Source organism: Xanthomonas hortorum, assembly GCF_011305375.1.
In the GTDB taxonomy this organism is placed as follows: Bacteria; Pseudomonadota; Gammaproteobacteria; order Xanthomonadales; family Xanthomonadaceae; genus Xanthomonas; species Xanthomonas hortorum_E.
Genome location: NZ_VCME01000004.1, coordinates 443402 through 461936 on the forward strand (window position 1 = coordinate 443402; position 18535 = coordinate 461936).

At 65.0% G+C, this 18535-nt stretch carries 12 protein-coding genes; 5 read left to right on the top strand and 7 right to left on the bottom strand.

All coding sequences use genetic code 11. The features are described 5' to 3' along the window. The 3 genes from FFY45_RS05130 to FFY45_RS05140 form a co-directional block, all read right to left on the bottom strand. A complete protein-coding gene (locus tag FFY45_RS05130; RefSeq protein ID WP_176339610.1) occupies window positions 1-2232 on the bottom strand; it encodes a TonB-dependent hemoglobin/transferrin/lactoferrin family receptor in 2232 nt (743 codons plus the stop codon). A 276-nt stretch (window positions 2233-2508) separates the two neighbouring features. Continuing rightward, entirely contained in the window at window positions 2509-2748 is a 240-nt protein-coding gene (gene hemP, locus FFY45_RS05135) for a hemin uptake protein HemP (RefSeq protein ID WP_023902748.1), read from the bottom strand. A gap of 191 nt (window positions 2749-2939) precedes the next feature. Then, window positions 2940-3908, bottom strand: coding sequence for a potassium channel beta subunit family protein (locus FFY45_RS05140; protein ID WP_176339611.1), 969 nt, complete (start codon window positions 3906-3908; stop codon window positions 2940-2942). 752 nt (window positions 3909-4660) lie between these two features. On the opposite strand from FFY45_RS05140, the gene FFY45_RS05145 reads away from it, so the two are divergent. From FFY45_RS05145 to FFY45_RS05160, 4 genes are all read left to right on the top strand, one after another. After that, the gene (locus tag FFY45_RS05145; protein ID WP_006451423.1) at window positions 4661-5959 is read left to right on the top strand and encodes a NupC/NupG family nucleoside CNT transporter; all 1299 of its coding nucleotides are present in this window, start codon (window positions 4661-4663) and stop codon (window positions 5957-5959) included. 78 nt (window positions 5960-6037) lie between these two features. Further along, window positions 6038-6994, top strand: coding sequence for a ribokinase (locus FFY45_RS05150; RefSeq protein WP_176339612.1), 957 nt, complete (start codon window positions 6038-6040; stop codon window positions 6992-6994). 615 nt (window positions 6995-7609) lie between these two features. Next, window positions 7610-8608, top strand: coding sequence for a tRNA dihydrouridine synthase DusB (dusB, locus tag FFY45_RS05155; RefSeq protein ID WP_176339613.1), 999 nt, complete (start codon window positions 7610-7612; stop codon window positions 8606-8608). Window positions 8609-8649: 41 nt separating this feature from the next. Continuing rightward, the gene (locus tag FFY45_RS05160) at window positions 8650-9477 is read left to right on the top strand and encodes a class I SAM-dependent methyltransferase (protein ID WP_176339614.1); all 828 of its coding nucleotides are present in this window, start codon (window positions 8650-8652) and stop codon (window positions 9475-9477) included. A gap of 30 nt (window positions 9478-9507) precedes the next feature. Here FFY45_RS05160 and FFY45_RS05165 read toward each other — a convergent pair whose 3' ends face one another. Further along, complete coding sequence (locus FFY45_RS05165; RefSeq protein ID WP_176339615.1) at window positions 9508-10596, bottom strand: metal-dependent hydrolase; 1089 nt, start codon at window positions 10594-10596, stop codon at window positions 9508-9510. 234 nt (window positions 10597-10830) lie between these two features. On the opposite strand from FFY45_RS05165, the gene metK reads away from it, so the two are divergent. Continuing rightward, window positions 10831-12042, top strand: a complete 1212-nt coding sequence (gene metK, locus FFY45_RS05170) for a methionine adenosyltransferase (protein WP_115039816.1) — start codon at window positions 10831-10833, stop codon at window positions 12040-12042. An 822-nt stretch (window positions 12043-12864) separates the two neighbouring features. Here the strand turns inward: metK and FFY45_RS05175 are convergent. The 3 genes from FFY45_RS05175 to FFY45_RS05185 form a co-directional block, all read right to left on the bottom strand. Continuing rightward, entirely contained in the window at window positions 12865-14187 is a 1323-nt protein-coding gene (locus FFY45_RS05175) for a histidine-type phosphatase (RefSeq protein ID WP_439333512.1), read from the bottom strand. Between the two features lie 449 nt (window positions 14188-14636). Next, window positions 14637-15839: an OmpA family protein gene (locus FFY45_RS05180; protein ID WP_176339617.1), complete on the bottom strand. Its 1203-nt coding sequence runs from the start codon at window positions 15837-15839 to the stop codon at window positions 14637-14639. Window positions 15840-16553: 714 nt separating this feature from the next. Next, window positions 16554-18506 carry an esterase/lipase family protein gene (locus FFY45_RS05185; protein WP_217902468.1) on the bottom strand — a complete coding sequence of 651 codons (1953 nt, stop codon included), beginning with the start codon at window positions 18504-18506 and terminating at the stop codon, window positions 16554-16556. Between the last annotated feature and the right edge of the window lie 29 nt (window positions 18507-18535).

The window sequence follows — 18535 nt, forward strand, 5'->3', positions numbered from 1 at the left end:
CTACCAGCTCACGGCCAGGCTGATCGAGGCGGTACGCCCGGCGCCGGTGAAGCGGTCGAGCACCGTGCTGCTGGCAAGCGTGCCGTTAGGCAGCGCGTTCCAGTCCACATAGCGGCGATCGGCCAGATTGAAGATGCCGGCGGTGACCTTGGCGCCGGGCGCAAATTCCCAATGCCCCATCAGATCCAGCGTGGCGTAGCCGGCCGGCGTGTAATAGCTGTCCAGCTGCGGGCGGCGTTTGCGCGCAACGAAGGTGCCGATCAATTCCGCGCCCCAGCCATCGCTATCGAAGGCCACCCCGAAGGTGCCACGCAGCGGGTCGACCGAATTGAGCGGGGTGTCATCGGTAAGATTGTCGCCTTCCGAATAGGCGACGGCGCTGTTGAGCGACCAGCCCTGCCAGCCCGACAGCGCGCCCAGATCGACACCGGCGCGCGCTTCGGCGCCCTTGATCACCACATCGTCCACGTTGCGCGACTGGAACAGCATCAGCCCATCGGCGTTGAAGCCGGCCGGCGCATACGATTCGATGAAGTTGCGGTAGTCGGTGTAGTACACGGCGACGCCCAGATACCCGATCGCGTCGTTGAAGCGCAGCCCCAATTCGCCACCACGGCTGGTCTCCGATTTCAGGTCCGGATTGGCGATGGCGGTGTAGCGCGCCTGCAGATTGGTGAAGCCAATATTGACGTCGTTGTACGGCGGGGCGCGGAAGCCGTGCGCGTAATTGGCATATGCCGACCATGCATCCGAGAAACGCCACACCGCACCGAACTTGGGCGAGACCTGGGTTTCGTCGATGGTCGCAGCGACCACGCCGGGATTGTCTTCGCGGAAGATATCGTCCACCTGTGGCGAGAGGCGGAAATAATCCACGCGCACACCGGGTGTCAGCGACAGCTTGCCGTCGAACAGGCGGATCTCGTCCTGCGCGTACAACCCGAGCTTGGTGGTTTCGCTGTTGGGGAAATCGCGCACCGGAAACACGTCCTGGCCGACGCGATTGGTGATCGCGCCATTGGCCAGATTCACCGAATACCCGTCGCGCTTGGCGCGGGTGTCGGTCCAGGTGCCATCTAACCCGTAGGTGATGTCATGGCTGAGCGTGCCGGTGTCGATGGCTTTGTGCGCATTGACCAGCAGGCCATACACGCGCTGATCGAAGTTGTGTTCGTTATGACGGCGCGTGTTGTTGCCGCGCAGCTCGTTGGTGCGCTGCAGGCTCTCGCTGTCCTGGCGATACAGCTGCCACTGCAGATCGTCGGCGAGCACCCAATCCAGCGCATCCAGCTCGTGCCGCAGCGAGACGCGCGCGCGGGTCTGATGATCGCGCCCTTCCTGCGACAGAATGCGCAGCGAGGCCATCGCGTTGCGCGGGTCGATACCGGTCAAGGCATCGATGCTGCCGTAGTCTTCGTTGCCTTCCACGGTGAGCTTGAAGCGCTGTTGCGCGCTCGGCGCGTAGACGAGTTTGGCGAGCACGCTGCGGCCATCGACTCGCTGCGGGTTGGCCGCGGTGCGGGTGAAATCGCGGCTACGGTTGTCGCCCTGGTTCTGCGCTTCCTGACCCTGGCGGTGACTCACCGCCACCATGCCGCTCCAGCGCTCGCCGCCGAACGCGCCGGTGGCACCGGCGAACAGCCCGTTCCAGTCGCCCTCGTAGCCGAACTTCAGCCCGACGTAGCTGTGCTTGTCGGCGCTGAGATAATCGGCCGGGTCCTTGGTGACGAAGGCCACCACGCCGCCCAGCGCATCGGAACCGTACAAGGAGCTGGCCGGCCCGCGCACCACTTCGACGCGCTTGAGCGTTTCCAGATCGACGAAGTTGCGGTTGGCATTGAGGTAACTGCCGAAACTGAAGGTGTCCGACACCGGCACATTGTCGACCAGGATCGCCACGCGGTTGCCGTCCAGCCCGCGGATGCGGATGCCGTTGGCGCCGGTGAAGCGGCCGCTGGTACTGGTCACCGACACGCCGGGCGTGTAACGGAACAGATCCTTGAGCTCGCGCACCAGTTGGTTGTCCAGTTGTTCGCGGTCGATCACATCCACCGTGCTCGGCACATCGACCAAGGCGCGCTGGGTGCGCGTGGCGGTCACCTGCAGCCGGTTGAAGTCGTGCACCTCACGCGCGGCATCCCCGCTGCCGTCGAGTTCAGCAGCATGGGCACACAACGGAACAGCAGGCAGCGCCAGCGACAGCGCGACCAACAGCGGATGCAGGCGGATCATCGGAAACCTTCGAGAAGAACCCCCGACAGCGCGCGCTGTGGCAGACGCCGCGAGCGGCAGCCGAGGGTAGATGATGAAGTGGCGGGCGGCGGCGGCAACGCCCGCGGCAGACAGCTCCAATACCTGCGTTAGCGGGCATCGGTGGGGGGTGAAGCGACTTAGAACATCGTGCGCGGCAATCAGGCGGCGGGAGCGAACGAGTGCGGCTGATGCTGGCACCTGCCGACCTCGACCGCCAGCGCCCGCTTGGCGGTGCGCAGCGGGTTATCGGCGGTGTTACTTGGTCAGGATGAGCTTGTCGTTGCTGGTATGGCGCAGGCGATAGACACGATCGCCATGCTGAATCAGCACTTCGCGACGGCCCTTGAGCAGCGCCTCGCTGCTGATGACGTCTTCTGCGGGGACAGCGCGCGGGACGGCGCGGTCGCGCAGGTTGACCGGTTCGGAGCGAAGCAGCACGGGGTGAGCGGTCATGATCTGGATCTCCAGTCGGTTGGCCAGACAAATAATAACCATTCTCATTTAATGATCAAGAGCCATTCTCATTTGAACGCCTGGATCTTTAGATGAATACACCCATTTCGATTGTATTTATCAATCGATATGCGCAGCGGTTGTGCCGCAGCTCCATCGTCCGTCATGAAAGCCTGCCTTCTCACATTCCAGCTGCAGCCGACCTGGCCCAGCTGGATCAACAATCCCACCTCTCAGCGCATGACCTCTTCCACCCGCGCCCAGCCAGCTGCATCGACCTTGGTCAGCGTCTCCAGCGCGCCTAGGTTTTCTTCCAGTTGCGCTACGCGGCTGGCGCCGAGAATCACCGTGGACACATGCGGGTTGCGCAGGCACCAGGCGATGGCCAGGCGTGCGGGCGACTGGCCCAACTCGGCGGCCAGCGCGCAGAACGCGCGGGCACGTTCCAGGCGGCGGGCCTCCGGTGCACCCAGCACTTCGTCCTGCAACCAGTGATTGCCCGGCTGGCCCAGGCGGGTGTCGGCGTCCACGCCGGCGTTGTACTTGCCGGTCAGCAGGCCCGAGGCCAGCGGTGACCAGATGGTGGTGCCCAGCCCGGCTTCGCATAGCGGGGCGTACTCGCGCTCCAACCGGTCGCGATGCAGCAGGTTGTACTGCGGCTGCTCCATCGACGGGGCGTGCAGATGCTCCTGCTCGGCGATGGCGATGGCGGCGCGTAACTGTTCGGCGCTCCATTCGGAGGTGCCCCAGTACAGCACCTTGCCCTGGCGGATCAGTGCGTCCATGGCGCGCACGGTTTCCTGGATGGGCGTCTCCGGGTCGGGCCGGTGGCAGAAATACAGATCCAGATACTCCACGCGCAGGCGCTTGAGTGCGGCATGGCAGGCATCGGTGATGTGCTTGCGCGAGAGTCCGCGCTGGGTCGGGCGCGGACTGTCCACCGCGCCGAAGAACACCTTGCTCGATACGCAATAGCCATCGCGCGGCAGGCGCAGGTCGGCGATGACATCGCCCATCACTTCTTCGGCGCGGCCGCGTGCATACACCTCGGCGTTGTCGAAGAAATTGACGCCGTTGTCCCAGGCGGCGGCAATCAGGTTGCGCGCTTCGCTGCGCCCGATCTGCTTGCCGAAGGTGACCCAGGCCCCGAACGACAAGGCCGACAGCTGCAGCCCGGTGGAACCCAGACGACGGTAATGCATTGGCAGACTCCAACAACCTCCGCGGCGCCCTGCCCCGGATCGGCGTGCGCAGTGTAGGACGTGAGGTTGCCGGGGCGACAGGGCATGTCGTACAGGCCTAATAATCACTGTGGATCCGCAGGTACGCTGTTTGCCCGAAGGCATCGCTTTCCGATCAGCAGCCACGAAGAGTGGAAGCGCGGTGTCGTATCCGGGGGCGGGACCGTGTGGCGGCATGGATGCCGCCACCGAGCCTCCAGGGACGGATTCACGGCGTGTCCCGCTCCCGGATGCGGCGCCGCGCATCGACCGCTCCCACCCGCGACGTCTGACCGGTTTTTGAGAAAGCCTCGGTCACTGCGGGGCGCTTGCACGCGTACCGGCGTGGGACACGCCGCAAGTACGTCCATGTAGGCTCTTCTGCGGCATCCATGCCGTATAAGGTCCCACGCCGGTACGCGCGCAAGCACCACCGATTGTGGTCGGTGACTGGAAGAAAAACGTATTTGTGGCCGACGGCTGCCGGAAAGCAGCGTCTAGCTGGCTGATCGTGCTTGGGAACGTGCCCTTGCTGGCGGCATACGGCCGGCGAGTCGACGCCGCACATCCCCGACTTTGCGCAAGCGTGGCTCACCCGCTTGCCAACTCCACCCTACCCGCGCCCGCTGCATCTCGGTTGCGGGCTGACGGGGAACGTCTGAACACCGCTCGCCTTGCCCACCGTCACCCCCTGCTCTAGGCTTCTCGGTTTGCCGTCTGCGCCGGGGAATGGAATGGTCGAAGGTTTGGGAAGGATCGGCTTCGGCCTGTTCGGTCTGGCGGTGCTCATCGGCATCACCTGGCTGTTTTCGAACAACCGCCGCGCGATCGACTGGAAGCTGGTCGCCACCGGTCTGGCGCTGCAGATTTCGTTCGCCGCACTGGTGCTGCTGGTGCCGGGCGGGCGCGACGTGTTCGACTGGCTAGGCCAGGGCTTCGTGAGGGTGCTGAGCTTCGTCAATGAGGGCTCCAGCTTCATTTTCGGCAGCCTGATGGACATCAACAGCAACGGCTTCATTTTTGCGTTCCAGGTGCTGCCCACCATCATCTTCTTCTCCGCGCTGATGGGCGTGCTCTACCACCTGGGCGTGATGCAGGTGATCGTGCGTGCGATGGCCTGGGCGATCACCAAGGTGATGCGCGTGTCGGGGGCGGAAACCACCAGCGTGTGCGCCAGCGTGTTCATTGGCCAGACCGAGGCGCCGCTGACCGTGCGCCCGTACATTCCCAAGATGACCCAGTCCGAGCTGCTGACGATGATGATCGGCGGCATGGCGCATATCGCCGGTGGCGTGCTGGCTGCGTACGTCGGCATGCTCGGCGGCAGCGACCCTGCGCAGCAGGCGTTCTACGCCAAGCACCTGCTCGCCGCCAGCATCATGGCCGCGCCCGCCACCCTGGTGGTGGCCAAGCTGCTGGTGCCGGAAACCGGCACCCCGCTGACCCGCGGCACGGTCAAGATGGAAGTGGAAAAGACCACCAGCAATGTCATCGATGCGGCTGCGGCCGGCGCCGGCGATGGCTTGCGGCTGGCGCTGAATATCGGCGCGATGCTGCTGGCCTTCATCGCGCTGATCGCGTTGATCAACGCACCGCTGACCTGGTTGGGCGATGTCACCGGCGCCGCCAAGGCGCTGGGCCATCCGACCAACCTGTCGACGATCTTCGGCTACGTGCTGGCGCCGATCGCCTGGGTGATCGGCACCCCGTGGGTGGACGCGACCACGGTCGGTTCGCTGATCGGCCAGAAGGTGGTGATCAACGAGTTCGTCGCCTACAGCGAGCTGTCGCGGATCGTGAAGGGCGAAGTACCGGGCGTGGGCCTGAGCGCCGAAGGCCGGCTGATTGCCACGTATGCGCTGTGCGGCTTTGCCAACTTCAGCTCGATCGCGATCCAGATCGGCGGCATCGGCGGTCTGGCACCGGAACGCCGTCACGATCTGGCCAAGTTCGGGCTGCGCGCGGTGCTCGGCGGTTCGATCGCAACGTTCATGACCGCTACCATTGCCGGCGTGCTCTCGCATTTCGGTTGAGGTGGCGCGGGTTCATCGGTGTGCCGGTCTAATCGCGGCACGCCACGTTTTATTCAGTCATTCAAGTTAAGGGTATTTATGAGTTCGGTCGTCGTTGTCGGGTCCTTCAATGTCGATCACGTGTGGCGCTGTGATGTCCTGCCCGCGCCGGGTGCCACCATCGCCGGTCGCTACAGCACCGGCCCGGGGGGCAAGGGGTTCAATCAGGCGGTCGCGGCCGCGCGTGCCGGCGCCAAGACGCATTTTTTGTGCGCGCTGGGCGACGATGCCGGCGGTGCGCTGGCGCGCTCGCTTGCCGCGCACGATGGCTTTGCGCTGATCGCCGAGCCCAGCAATGAGCCGACCGGCACCGGCGGTATCTATGTAGATGCGCATGGCCGCAACACCATCGTGATCGGTGCCGGCGCCAACTCGGTGCTGAGCGCCGCGTTCGTCGACAACCAGCGCGCGCTGGTCGCCTCGTCCCGGGTGTTGCTGGCGCAGCTGGAATCGCCGGCGGAAACCATCGAATCTGCGTTGGCCTTGGCGCGCGAATGCGGCGTGCTCACTGTGCTCAACGCCGCGCCGGCCAATGCGCCGACCTCGATCGGTCTGCTCAAGTTGTCGGATGTGCTGACGCCCAACGAAACCGAGTTTGCCGCCCTGCTCGGCCGCCATGTTGGCGAACGCATCAACGCCGACGATGTGGCGGCGCTGGACGGCAACACGCTGCATTCGCTATGCCGCAAGTTGCTGCCGGGCGGCACCGTGGTGGTGACGTTGGGTTCGGTGGGCGCGTTCATTTCGCACGCAGAAGAACAGCTGCGTGGCGATACCGCCGCGCATTACCGCGTGGGCGCGGAAAGCGCGCAGACGGTGGACACCACCGGCGCCGGCGATGCCTTCAATGGCGCGCTGGTGGCCTCGCTGGCGCAGTCGCCCGGCGCCAGCTTCAACACCCACGTGCGCTTTGCCACCCGCTTTGCCGCACGCTCCACCGAAGTGGAGGGCGCTGCTACCTCGATGCCGCGAATGGTGCCCGAACCGGCCGTGTGATCCGCACGCTTCACGCGACGACGAAGGCGACCGCAGCGATGCGGTCGCCTTTTGCGTTCAGGGTGTTGGCCTGCATTTTAGAGACTGTTTTTGATTGGCGAACGGCATGTTGAGACCTGTCTGCCGACGGACGCTGCGAGCACTGTCGGCAACGAAACCTCTGTCCTCTTCATCGGACAGTCGTCTGGGGTAAACAGGACGAGGCCTGATGCAGTGTCGGCGCCCGTACCCTCATCCGGCGCTAACGCGCCACCTTCTCCCGAGGGGAGAAGGATGGAGAAGCCCCTCTCCCCGCGGGGCGAGAAGGCGCTGCTTACGCGCCAGTGGCGCGTGTGCCTTGGAGCGCCCGCGCCGCAAGCGCGGGCAGGGGCGCGAAGCGGGGGTTGGGGTGAGGGTACGACGGAAGACAGTCAACTCCACAGCACAGTTGGAGTGAGGTACGGCCAACCAATACTCCCGCCACTGTCGTCCTTTACACGTCGCACTTTGCCAATCACGCGGACATTGCTCAACTGACTCGCATAGCAATCGCTCAGGCCGAAGCCCGCAAGCGCTCTTACGATTCCCCAATCCCCATTCCCGACTCCCCCTTCCCCTCCCAGCTACAATGCCGCCATGCACATCGGCCCCTACTCCATCGACCCCAAGGTGATCCTGGCCCCGATGGCCGGCGTCACCGACAAGCCGTTCCGGCTGTTGTGCAAACGGCTGGGCGCCGGGCTGGCGGTGTCGGAGATGACCATCTCCGATCCACGCTTCTGGGGCACGCGTAAATCGCTGCATCGCATGGACCATGCCGGCGAGCCGGATCCGATCAGCGTGCAGATCGCCGGCACCGAGCCGCAGCAGCTGGCCGAGGCCGCGCGCTACAACGTGGATCATGGCGCGCAGCTGATCGACATCAACATGGGCTGCCCGGCCAAAAAAGTCTGCAACGCCTGGGCCGGCTCGGCGCTGATGCGCGACGAAGACCTGGTGGCGCGCATCCTGCGCGCAGTGGTGCAGGCGGTGAATGTGCCGGTGACCTTGAAGATCCGCACCGGGTGGGATTGCGATCATCGCAACGGCCCCACCATCGCGCGCATCGCGCAGGACTGCGGCATTGCGGCGCTGGCAGTACACGGGCGCACCCGCGATCAGCATTACACCGGCAGTGCGGAGTACGCGACGATTGCGCAGATCAAGGCTGCACTGCAGATTCCGGTGATCGCCAATGGCGATATCGACTCGCCGCAGAAGGCGGCGCAGGTGCTGCGCGACACCGGCGTGGATGCGGTGATGATCGGCCGCGCCGCGCAGGGGCGGCCGTGGATCTTCGGCGAGGTGGCGCATTACCTGGCCACCGGCGAGCTGTTGCCGCCGCCGTCGTTGGCGTTCGTGCGCGACACCTTGCTTGGCCATCTGCAAGCGCTGCATGCGTTCTACGGGCAGCCGCAGGGCGTGCGCATCGCGCGCAAGCATCTGGGCTGGTACGCCAAGGATCACCCGCAAAGCGCTGACTTCCGCGCGGTGGTCAATCGCGCCGAAACGCCGGAGGCGCAGCTGGCGCTGACCCGCGATTATTTCGATGCGTTGATCGCCGGCGTGCCGCCGGCGCTGTCGGCCGCAGCCTGAATCTGATTTTCTAGCTTCAACCTTTTGTGAGAGCTGCACGCATGAGCGCACCTGGCGATACCCCAACCTATCTGCATGGTTTTTCGCCCACCGAACAGGCACGCCTGCTCAAACAGGCGCGCTTGCTCGAAGCCACCTTGTTCAATCAGATCGACTACAGCGGCGCGCGGCGTCTGCTGGAAGTGGGCAGCGGCGTGGGCGCGCAAACCGAGATCCTGTTGCGCCGCTTTCCCGATCTGCACGTGACCGGCGTGGACTTGAGCGAAGCGCAATTGGGCGCGGCACGCGCGAATCTCGAGCGGCTGGCGTGGTGCCGCGAGCGCTACACCTTGCAACAGGCCGATGCGACCGACCTGCCGTTCGAGGCGCGTCAATTCGATGCGGCATTCCTGTGTTGGGTGCTCGAACATGTGCCCTCGCCCGCACGCGTGCTCAACGAAGTGCGCCGCGTGCTGTTGCCGGGCTCGCCGGTGTACGTCACCGAGGTGATGAATGCCTCGTTCCTGCTGCATCCGTACTCGCCGAATCTGTGGCGCTACTGGATGGCGTTCAACGATTTTCAGCACGACCAGGGCGGCGACCCGTTCGTCGGCGCCAAGCTGGGCAACCTGCTGCTGGCCGGCGGCTTTCGCGATGTGCAGACCGAGATCAAGACGCTGCATCTGGACAACCGCGAGCCGGGCCGGCGCAAGACCATGATCGGGTTCTGGGAAGAAGTGCTGCTGTCGGCGGCTGAGCAATTGCTGCAGGCCGGCGCGGTTGACGCAAAGACCGTGGAAGGCATGCGCCGCGAACTGGCGCAGGTGCACAGCGACCCGAATGCGGTGTTCTTCTATTCGTTTGTGCAGGCGCGCGCCACGGTGTACTGAGCCGGCGTCGAGAGGGTTTACTGCGCCGTTCTATTGAGTAACCGGCGCAGGCGCGGCGGCATGTTCCAGATCGCCGGTCAGCACCGTGCCGGCCGGCTCGTGCCAGATGCGTCGCCACATCTGCGCCAGCACTTCGCCGATCTGATCGCGTGCCACCGGCGCCCGGTAGGCCGCCTGGACCTGCCGCGGGGTGATCGGCTGCCACTGGCCGTCCTGGCGATGGGCCACCACGAAGTTGAAGTTGTAGTCCGGCTCCAGGCCCATGCGCAGGTCGCTGAGCATCAACTCGTCGTCGACCAGGCGCGCGCGCATGAAGCCGCGATTGAACCAGGTCAGCCGGCGCACCGATTCGAACCTGGCCACTTCGCCCAAAGCCTGGGTGTTGCTGGAATAGCCGCGGAACTGCATCGGGCCCTTGTCAGCCACCAGCGAGCGCTCGCCGATCACATAGCCGTTGGGCGTCATCGCCACCACCCGCCACAACAAGGTGTTGAGCGGCATCGGCACCGAGAAGCGCGGCGCATCCTTCAAGCCGAGTGCGGCCAGCGCGCGATCGGCTTCGCGGTCGACCAGGTGCTTGGCCAGCAGCGACCAACCCAGATACGCGGAACTCAACGCAAGGCCGATCACCAAGGCGTGCTGGGCAAGCGGCCGCGCACGTGCAAACCATGCCACTGCACAGGCCAGCAACAGCCATAGCGTGTAGCCCGGATCGATGATGAACACACTCGACCACATGGCCGGATGCGGCTGCAACGGCCACCACAGCTGGGTGCCATAGACAGTGAAGGCATCCAGCAAGGGGTGCGTGATCAAGGCCAGTTGAATCGCCCAGAACCAGCGCTTGGGCGCACTGGCCACGCGCCGGTTGCCGTAGCGGCGGTACAACCACCAGATCAACCAACCGACCAATGGCAGCACCAACAACGAATGGCTAAAGCTGCGATGCACGGTCATCAGCGTGACCGGGTCGTCGGTGAGCGGCAGCAGCGCCAGCGAATCGAGGTCGGGCAAGGTGCCCAGTGCCGCGCCGGCCAACAAGGCGGCACGGCGCTGTCCGGCCGGGGCGATGGCGGCAGCGACGGCGGCGCCGAGAACGATCTGGGTCAATGAATCCATCGCCCGATGCTAGCAGGCCCAACATGCATTGGCAGGCATGTTTGTACGCGTTTTCAGTCGAATGCAGGGCGATCATCCGCGAGGCTTGGCTGGTCGTCCGGGACAGCAGCGCCTTGCTGTCACCGACGTCTGCTTAACTCCATTGCCACCTGTTCAGGCGCACAATGCAACGGACATGCGGGGCGTGTATCATCCGCAGCCATCTTTTCATCCGAATCAAGGGATATAAGCCAGATGTCCAGCTACCTGTTCACCTCCGAATCGGTCTCCGAAGGCCATCCGGACAAGATCGCCGACCAGATCTCCGACGCTGTGCTGGATGCCATCCTGGCCCAGGACAAGCGTGCCCGCGTGGCGTGCGAGACGATGGTCAAGACCGGTGTTGCGATCGTTGCCGGCGAAGTGACCACCAGCGCCTGGATCGACCTGGAAGCGCTCACCCGCAAGGTGATCCTGGACATCGGCTACAACAGCTCCGACGTCGGCTTCGACGGCGAGACCTGTGGTGTGCTCAACCTGATCGGCAAGCAGTCGCCGGATATCAACCAGGGCGTTGACCGCAAGAACCCGGAACAGCAAGGCGCTGGCGACCAGGGCCTGATGTTCGGCTATGCGACCAACGAGACCGACAGCCACATGCCCGCCGCGATCCACCTGGCACACCGCCTGGTCGAGCAGCAGGCCAAGATCCGCAAGAAGAAGAACTCGGCGCTGTCCTGGCTGCGTCCGGATGCCAAGTCGCAGGTCACCTTGCGCTATGAAGACGGCGTTGCGACCGCGATCGATGCGGTGGTGTTGTCGACCCAGCACGATCCGGGCGTCAAGCAGAAAGACCTGATCGAAGCGGTGCGCGAGGAAATCCTCAAGCCGGTGCTGCCGGCCAAGTGGCTGCACAAGGGCACCAAGTTCCACATCAACCCGACCGGCAAGTTCGTGATCGGCGGCCCGGTGGGCGATTGCGGCCTGACCGGCCGCAAGATCATCGTCGACACCTACGGCGGCTGGGCCCGTCACGGTGGCGGTGCGTTCTCGGGCAAGGATCCGTCCAAGGTCGATCGCTCGGCTGCCTACGCTGCGCGCTATGTCGCCAAGAACGTGGTGGCTGCCGGCCTGGCCGACCGTTGCGAAGTGCAGGTTTCCTACGCCATCGGCGTGGCCGAGCCGACCTCGATCTCGGTCACCACCTTCGGCACCGGCAAGATCGCCGACGAGAAGATCGAAAAGCTGATCCGCAAGCATTTCGACCTGCGCCCGTTCGGCATCATCCAGATGCTCGACCTGATCCACCCGATGTACCAGCAGACCGCGTCCTACGGTCACTTCGGCCGCAAGCCGAAGGACTTCAGCTACACCGACGCAACCGGTGCGCAGCACAACGCCACCGCGTTCTCGTGGGAAAAGACCGACCGTGCCGACGCGCTGCGCGCCGACGCCAAGCTGAAGTAAGCCAGTTGCTCCAGCGGGAGCGGATGTAGTGAGTTGCACATGGGCCGCTGATGCGGCCCATGTGCGTTTTGGCCGAACGCGTACCGTGATCAAGGCTTGTGTGGGGAGCATCGCCTGCCGATCAGCGCTAGCAATACTGGGAGCGCGGTGTCGCCTCCGGGGGCGGGACCGTGTGGCGGCATGGATGCCGCCACCGAGCCTCCAAAGATGGATTTACGGCGTGTCCCGACACCGGATGTGGCACCGCGCCGCCGACCGACTCCGCATACCGATCGGCCTTGCGCACGACATCTGGCGTTTTCATGCCAATGCTTCGGTTTGCTGCGGGCGCTTGCACGCGTACCGGCGTGGGACACGCCGCAAGTACGTCCCTGTAGGCTCTTACGCGGCATCCATGCCGCGTAAGGTCCCACGCCGGTACGCGTGCAAGCACCACCGGTTGTTGTCGGTGGTTGACGGAAAAGCGGGGTCTGGTTGAACTGATCGAGCTTCGGAGCGTGGACTTCGCTGGCGAAGTGATAGTTCCAACGACTGGCACTATGGCAGCAGCGTCGAATGGCAACGTGTTGAATTGATACCGACAACATCGCCTGCGGAATCAGCAAGCATTAGGCCGCTTGAAAGCCTTTAGCTTTGCTTTGCGACAGCGACGATTCTGCGGGAGAGGGTTTGGCGTGAGGGTACGGGGCGAAGCCTCCTTGCGTATTCGATGACACCAGGCTCCGCACGTACCCTCATCCGCCCCTGCGGGGCACCTTCTCCCGGTGGGAGAAAGAACAGCCGCTGATCGCATTTTTCGAGTTAAAGATTGCTGCTGCACGGTTACCGATCGAGCTGCAGCTGCTTCTCGAGCGCCTGCGTAAACTCCGGCAACGGGCACGCCATACGTTGCTCTGCTGTGCAAACGCCAAGCGCCAACTTCTGCTGCAACGGCGGATGCTCCAGATTGAGCGGCGCCAGCGTCCGCAGTTGATCCAGCGATTGCGCCAGATACTGCGCACGCACCACCTGCGTCCCACTCGGCTCGCGCCATAGGCTAAGCACCAACGCACCGCCCGGCGGCGGATCATCCGCGCCGTAGCCGGGCAAGTGAAAGTGCACGCCCAGCAAACTGCTCAACGCGGCGATATGCGTGTCGCTGCCGACGAACAGCGATACCTTCGCCGCCTGCGCGTCACCGAAGCGTTGCAGCACTTCGCGCGCCAGCGGTGCACCCGAGCGCGCGGCCATGTAGTGCGGCCGTGCGTAGATGTCGAACAGCAGCGCATGCAGCCGCGAGACCTGCGCCAGCCGCTCGGGCGTGGCGCGGCCCCAGCCGACCTGCGACAGCGGCAGGCCTTCGGCGTATTGCAGCAGCAGGACCTCGCCGGTGCCGGAGGTCAGATCGATCGGCCCACCCAAGGCCAGGCCGCGGCCATTGGCAGACGGCGTCAGCGTGGATGGCATCTGCACAAAATCGCAAGGCGTGCGGGTGCAGCCCAGAATCTGCTGCATCGCCTGCAGTTCGGCCGCATGCCCTTGCAGCAACGCGGCAGGACCGCCGGTCTGCTTTTCGATCGAGGCGACCGCTGCAATGGCATCGAATGCAACCGCGCCGGCTTCGATCGGTCGGAACAACGGGTCGTTGCTGCCGGCCTCGCGGTGCCCGGCCACGATACCGCAACCGGGTGCCAGCGCCTCGGCCAGCAAGGCGCCGCTGTCGATGGTGCGTTGATCGGTGTTGGCCCAGATCGACACGCTGCCTGGCGCCGGGCAACCGCTGCTCGGCACCACCTTGTGCTGCGCCAGCCATTGGCGCAGATAGTCGCCGCTCAATTGCACGCCGATGCGCCCATGCGGGGTGAGCAGGCTAGCCGGCGTGGACCACTGCGGCCACGGCGCGTCTGCGTAGTGCGCTGCGGCGGCTTCGCCCTGCAACGGCGCACGTACACCATGTCGGAACACCACAACCACGCGCTCCAATTGCGTGGTCGGCACGACTGCAGGCGGCGCAGGTGTCCGCGGCGTGCAAGCGATCAGCAGCAACATGCCAAGTGCAAGTGCCGGCATCGGCCAGCGCGGCCGAGGCACTGTCTTCGAGCGTTGCCTGACACCTGCCTGCAACGGCGCATTGATCCCGCGCGACGGCAACGACGCAATCCCCATTGCGCCGCTGCCGTCATCGCCTGCGGGCGTCTGTTCACCACCCTGCCCCGTTTTCCTAGCTTGCCTGGAACACATACTTGGCGGTCATCCCGTTGGTCATTGCGGAATGTACGGTGCCAATATGCAAGGCAGACGACACCTGGCGAAACTTCCTCAAATATCCGGGCAGCCGCCACGCGGCGATAGATCCCCGGAATCAGCCGCACGGTTGCGGTACCAAGAGCGGCATCAGTCTTGTCCAATGACGACTCGCCGCAGGGGGCGCTGCCTTGCGTAGATAACCCAACACACCGGTCGTCAGGACGCACTGCACAAGGCAGCAGCACGATGACATGCAGATGGGCCGGCATCTGCATAACTGCCCGAGCCGCGTGCGTGGTACGTCACCTGTCCGCGCTCGCACGGCCCTGCGTCTCCATGCGAGCGATGCCGCGCAGATCGGCTCGCACTCAGGTGCGTAGAAAGATTTCCACACGCCGATTGAGCTGCCGCCCGCCCGGGTTGTCCTGTCCATTGAGCGTATTCGGCGCTACCGGCTGCGATTCGCCGTAGCCCTTTGCGCCGGCCGACTGCGCGGCACCGCGTGTGTGTAACGCGGCCAGTACTGCATCGGCGCGGCGCTCGGACAGCGCCTGGTTATAGGCATCGCTGCCCTTGGCATCGGTATGCCCGCGCACTTGCATGTCCTTGGTGTTGACCTTGCCGAGTGCGGCGGCCAGCACGTCGAGTACGCGCGCGGCATCGGGGCGGATCTCGGCCTTGTCGAAGTCGAACAGGATGCGTTCGTTCAAGGTGATCAGATAGCCACACGGTGCGCCAGGCGGTACGAATTTCTGCAGCAGCGGAAAGCGCCCGGCAGGCGGCACCTTCGGCAGCGGCGGCATGCGTACCTCGCGCGGCGGTGTGCCGACGGTGCCGGTGCCATCGCCGCGGTTCTGCACTAGCCCGTCCGGGCCGTTCCAGGTTCCCGAACCGTCGGCGTTGATGGTGATCAGGCCGCGTGGACCGTTCCAGGTGCCGCTGCCATCGCCGTGATTGTTCACCAAGCCGCTCTTGTCGCTGTTCCAGGTACCCGCACCCTTGGCGTCCAGGCTGATCAGACCGGCCGGGCCGTTGTAGGAGCCGGCACCGTTGGCTTGCACCTGGATGATTGCGTCGTCGCCACCGGCGCCGCTGGCATTGATGGTGCCGCTGCCGTCGGCGTTGACGCGGATCAGGCCACCGTCGAAGTTGGCGGTGCCGCTGCCGTCGGCCTTGAGGTCGAACAGCCCGCCGTCGCCGTTGCGCAGCAGATTGCCGTTGGCATCGACGCTGGTGATGCCGGCATCGTTGATCAGGGTGCCGCCATCGCCGCAACGTGCCGGCGCCACGCTGACGCCTTCGATCGGGTCGAGAATGTCCTGCAGCGAGGTTTCCAGCGCGCGTTGCGCCGGGGTCACGCCGGCGATGTCCGGCACCACGATCAACGGGATGGCCGGGAACTCGGGCACCGCCTCATCGGTGGCCGGCAGCGCATCGGATGCACGCGCTGCAGTCTGCGCTGCCGGCGGCGTTGCAGCCGCAGCGTCTGCCGCGCTCTTCTGACCTTCGCCGCGGCCGCAACCGGCCAGCAGCAAGGGCACCCAGATCACTGCCGACAGCGTCTTGCGCATCGCGTCTTCCTTGTTGGAGCGTGTTCGAGAGAACCGCCTGATAGCATGAGGCTGGTAAACAATGCGCTAAGAACGGCGAACAAAGCCGCTGCGCGGCCGCCACGCGTGAGTGCAGTGATTTTGTCGGTCACGTCTTGGTGAATGCAGTCAAAAGCCTAGTTAGTCGAGGGCGCGGTGCCCTCACCGCTCGCGGGACACGCCGTGAACCCGTCCCTGGGGGCTCGGTGGCGGCATCCATGCCGCCACACGGTCCCGCAATCGGCGAGGACACCGCACCAGACAGTTATAGGTTGCCTTGTTGAAAGCCTGCCTATTTCTCGGCTTGTCTTGGAAGCTGATCGGGCGCGCCGTTACCCAAACGACGCACGTCATGCATTGCTTGCACCATGCAAAACGACACTCTCGACTGGTCCTTGCCCCCACGCGGCATGGATGCCGCGTAAGAGCCTACAAGGACGTACTTGCGGCGTGTCCTGCGATGGTGGGCGGGCAAGGGCCCTGCAACCAACTCGCAGCGTCGAGGGCGCGGCGCCCTCACCGCTCGCGGGACACGCCGTGAACCCATCCCTGGGGGCTCGGTGGCGGCATCCACGTCGCCAACGATCCCGCAATCGGTGAGGACACCGCACCAGATAGCTGGCCGGCTGTTTTTTATTGAACGCCATGCGCACCGACAATTCGCTGACCACAACGGCGTCTCGATTCTGCTTGCTTTCAGAACGTTGCCGAGGGTGCAGCCGGTGTCTCGCCTTGCGCGCCGTGCGCACTCTTGTTTCCCGCCTCCTCGGCCTGCAGCTGCGCATGCAGGATGCGGCGAATCTCCAGAATCGCCTGCGGCGTTTCCTGCACGCTATGCCAGGAGGTCACCACCAGTTCCGACTCGGCACCCTGCAGATGCGCACTACGATAAGGCACCAGACCATCGTCGGAATCGGCCAGCGGCACCTGCGGTTTTTCGCGCCCGACGATGGTGTGGTAATGCACCTGTGGGGAGATCGGCAGGTCCATGCTGGCGCGCACGAACGGGTCGGTATCGCGCAGGTTGTCGATGCTGGTCGGCGGCAGCAAGCGCTGCTTGCGTCGCGGGTCGCCGCCCTGCCCGTCACGCTCGCTATTGGCCAGGTCCTGCAGCACATCGCCGAAGCGATCCAGCAAGGCGATCGGCAAACGCACCAAGCGGCCGACGAAGCGCCCCAGCCCACCTTCGGCCAATGGCGTACCGCGATGCGGTGCGGCAATGAAGATGGCGCGGTCGACCTGCGGCAGTGGCGAAAAATGCAGCAGCGGCGACAACTTCGCGCGCACGCGTGCGCCGCGCTCGCCTTCCAGCCGGTAGTTTTCCAGCAATGAATTCCACAACGTGTCGCCGGAAGACGACACCAGCAAGCGCCCGATCACCCCGCCCATGCTGTGGCCGATCAACACCATGTCGTGCGATGCGATGGCCGTGCCGGCCGGGTCGAAGTGCTGCAGGCTGCGCTCCACCAATGCCTGGATTTCTGCGCGGTTGACCGCCACCGGCGCGTTGGTCGGGTAATACACCTGCCAGATCTGGTAACGCTGGCGCAGCGTTTCATCGCCCATCACCTCGTTGGCGACATTGACCCAGGCTTCCGGGCTGCTGGCCAGCCCGTGCAGCATCAGCAGCACGCGTCGGTCCGGGTCGTAGGGCTGCATCAGATACAGATGCGGGCGATCGATGCCGCGCGCGCTGCCCAACATCGAACGCAACGACTGCGCGGCGAAACCGGATTTGGCCAGCCATAGCCCATAGGCGGCAGTGAAGTTGGCCGCCAGCGGCACGCGCTGCCCATGCAGCACCACCTCGTTCTGGCGATACGGGTCGTACGGCACCACGGTGGCGATGTTGCCGCGTAGCACGGCATCCAGCGTGTCGCCTTCGAAGCGCAGCAGCAGCGTTGCCGGTGCGTACGGCATCTCGCTGAAAGTAGGCAACGGGCGCTCTGGCGATGCGACTGCAGTGGCGGCTTGTTGCAAGGCCAGCCCGGCAGGATCGCCGACCACTTGCGGGTCCACTTCGGCCACCAGCTCGGCACCGAAGCCATCACGCCGATAGGTGCTGCGCAGTCCGTTGAAGCGCAAGGCCGAGGCAGCGAAGATCGCGCGTGGCGTGTTGCCGCCGCCCGGCAACCGATACGCAGACATGTCGATCGCCACCTGCCAGCGGCCCAAGGTGGTCGGTTCGCGCTCGTTTTGGCCGGTCTGCTGCGCGCGTGCGAACAGGCGTTCGATCACCTGCTGCACGGCGTAGTTGTAGTAGTCGCGCACCTGCGTCTGGCGATTTTCGAACGCACGTGCACTGGGCGGGCGTGCGCTGAAAAACAGGTACGCGTACGCATGCCGCGCGGCTTCCAGCCAGGCGTCGACTGCAGCGTCGCTCATCGTTGTCGGGTCGCGCCCGCCTAACGCAATCGCATGCGCGGTCCATAGCTCGGCTTGCGTTGCCAGACGGCGCTCGTCGCCGATGCCCGCCACGCTGGTGAGTTGCTGCAGGCAAGGCAGTGGGTCGCTGCGGCAGGCCTTGGGTTGCAGCCCGGCCACCTGCAGGGTCTCGCTGCTGGCCTGGCTTAACTCGCCGGTGCTGAGCACATCGCCGCGCGTACGCGCGATGTAGTCGCCGCTGCTGTGCGATTGCACCGTGACCATGGCGCAGCCGCTCAGCAATAGGCTGCCAA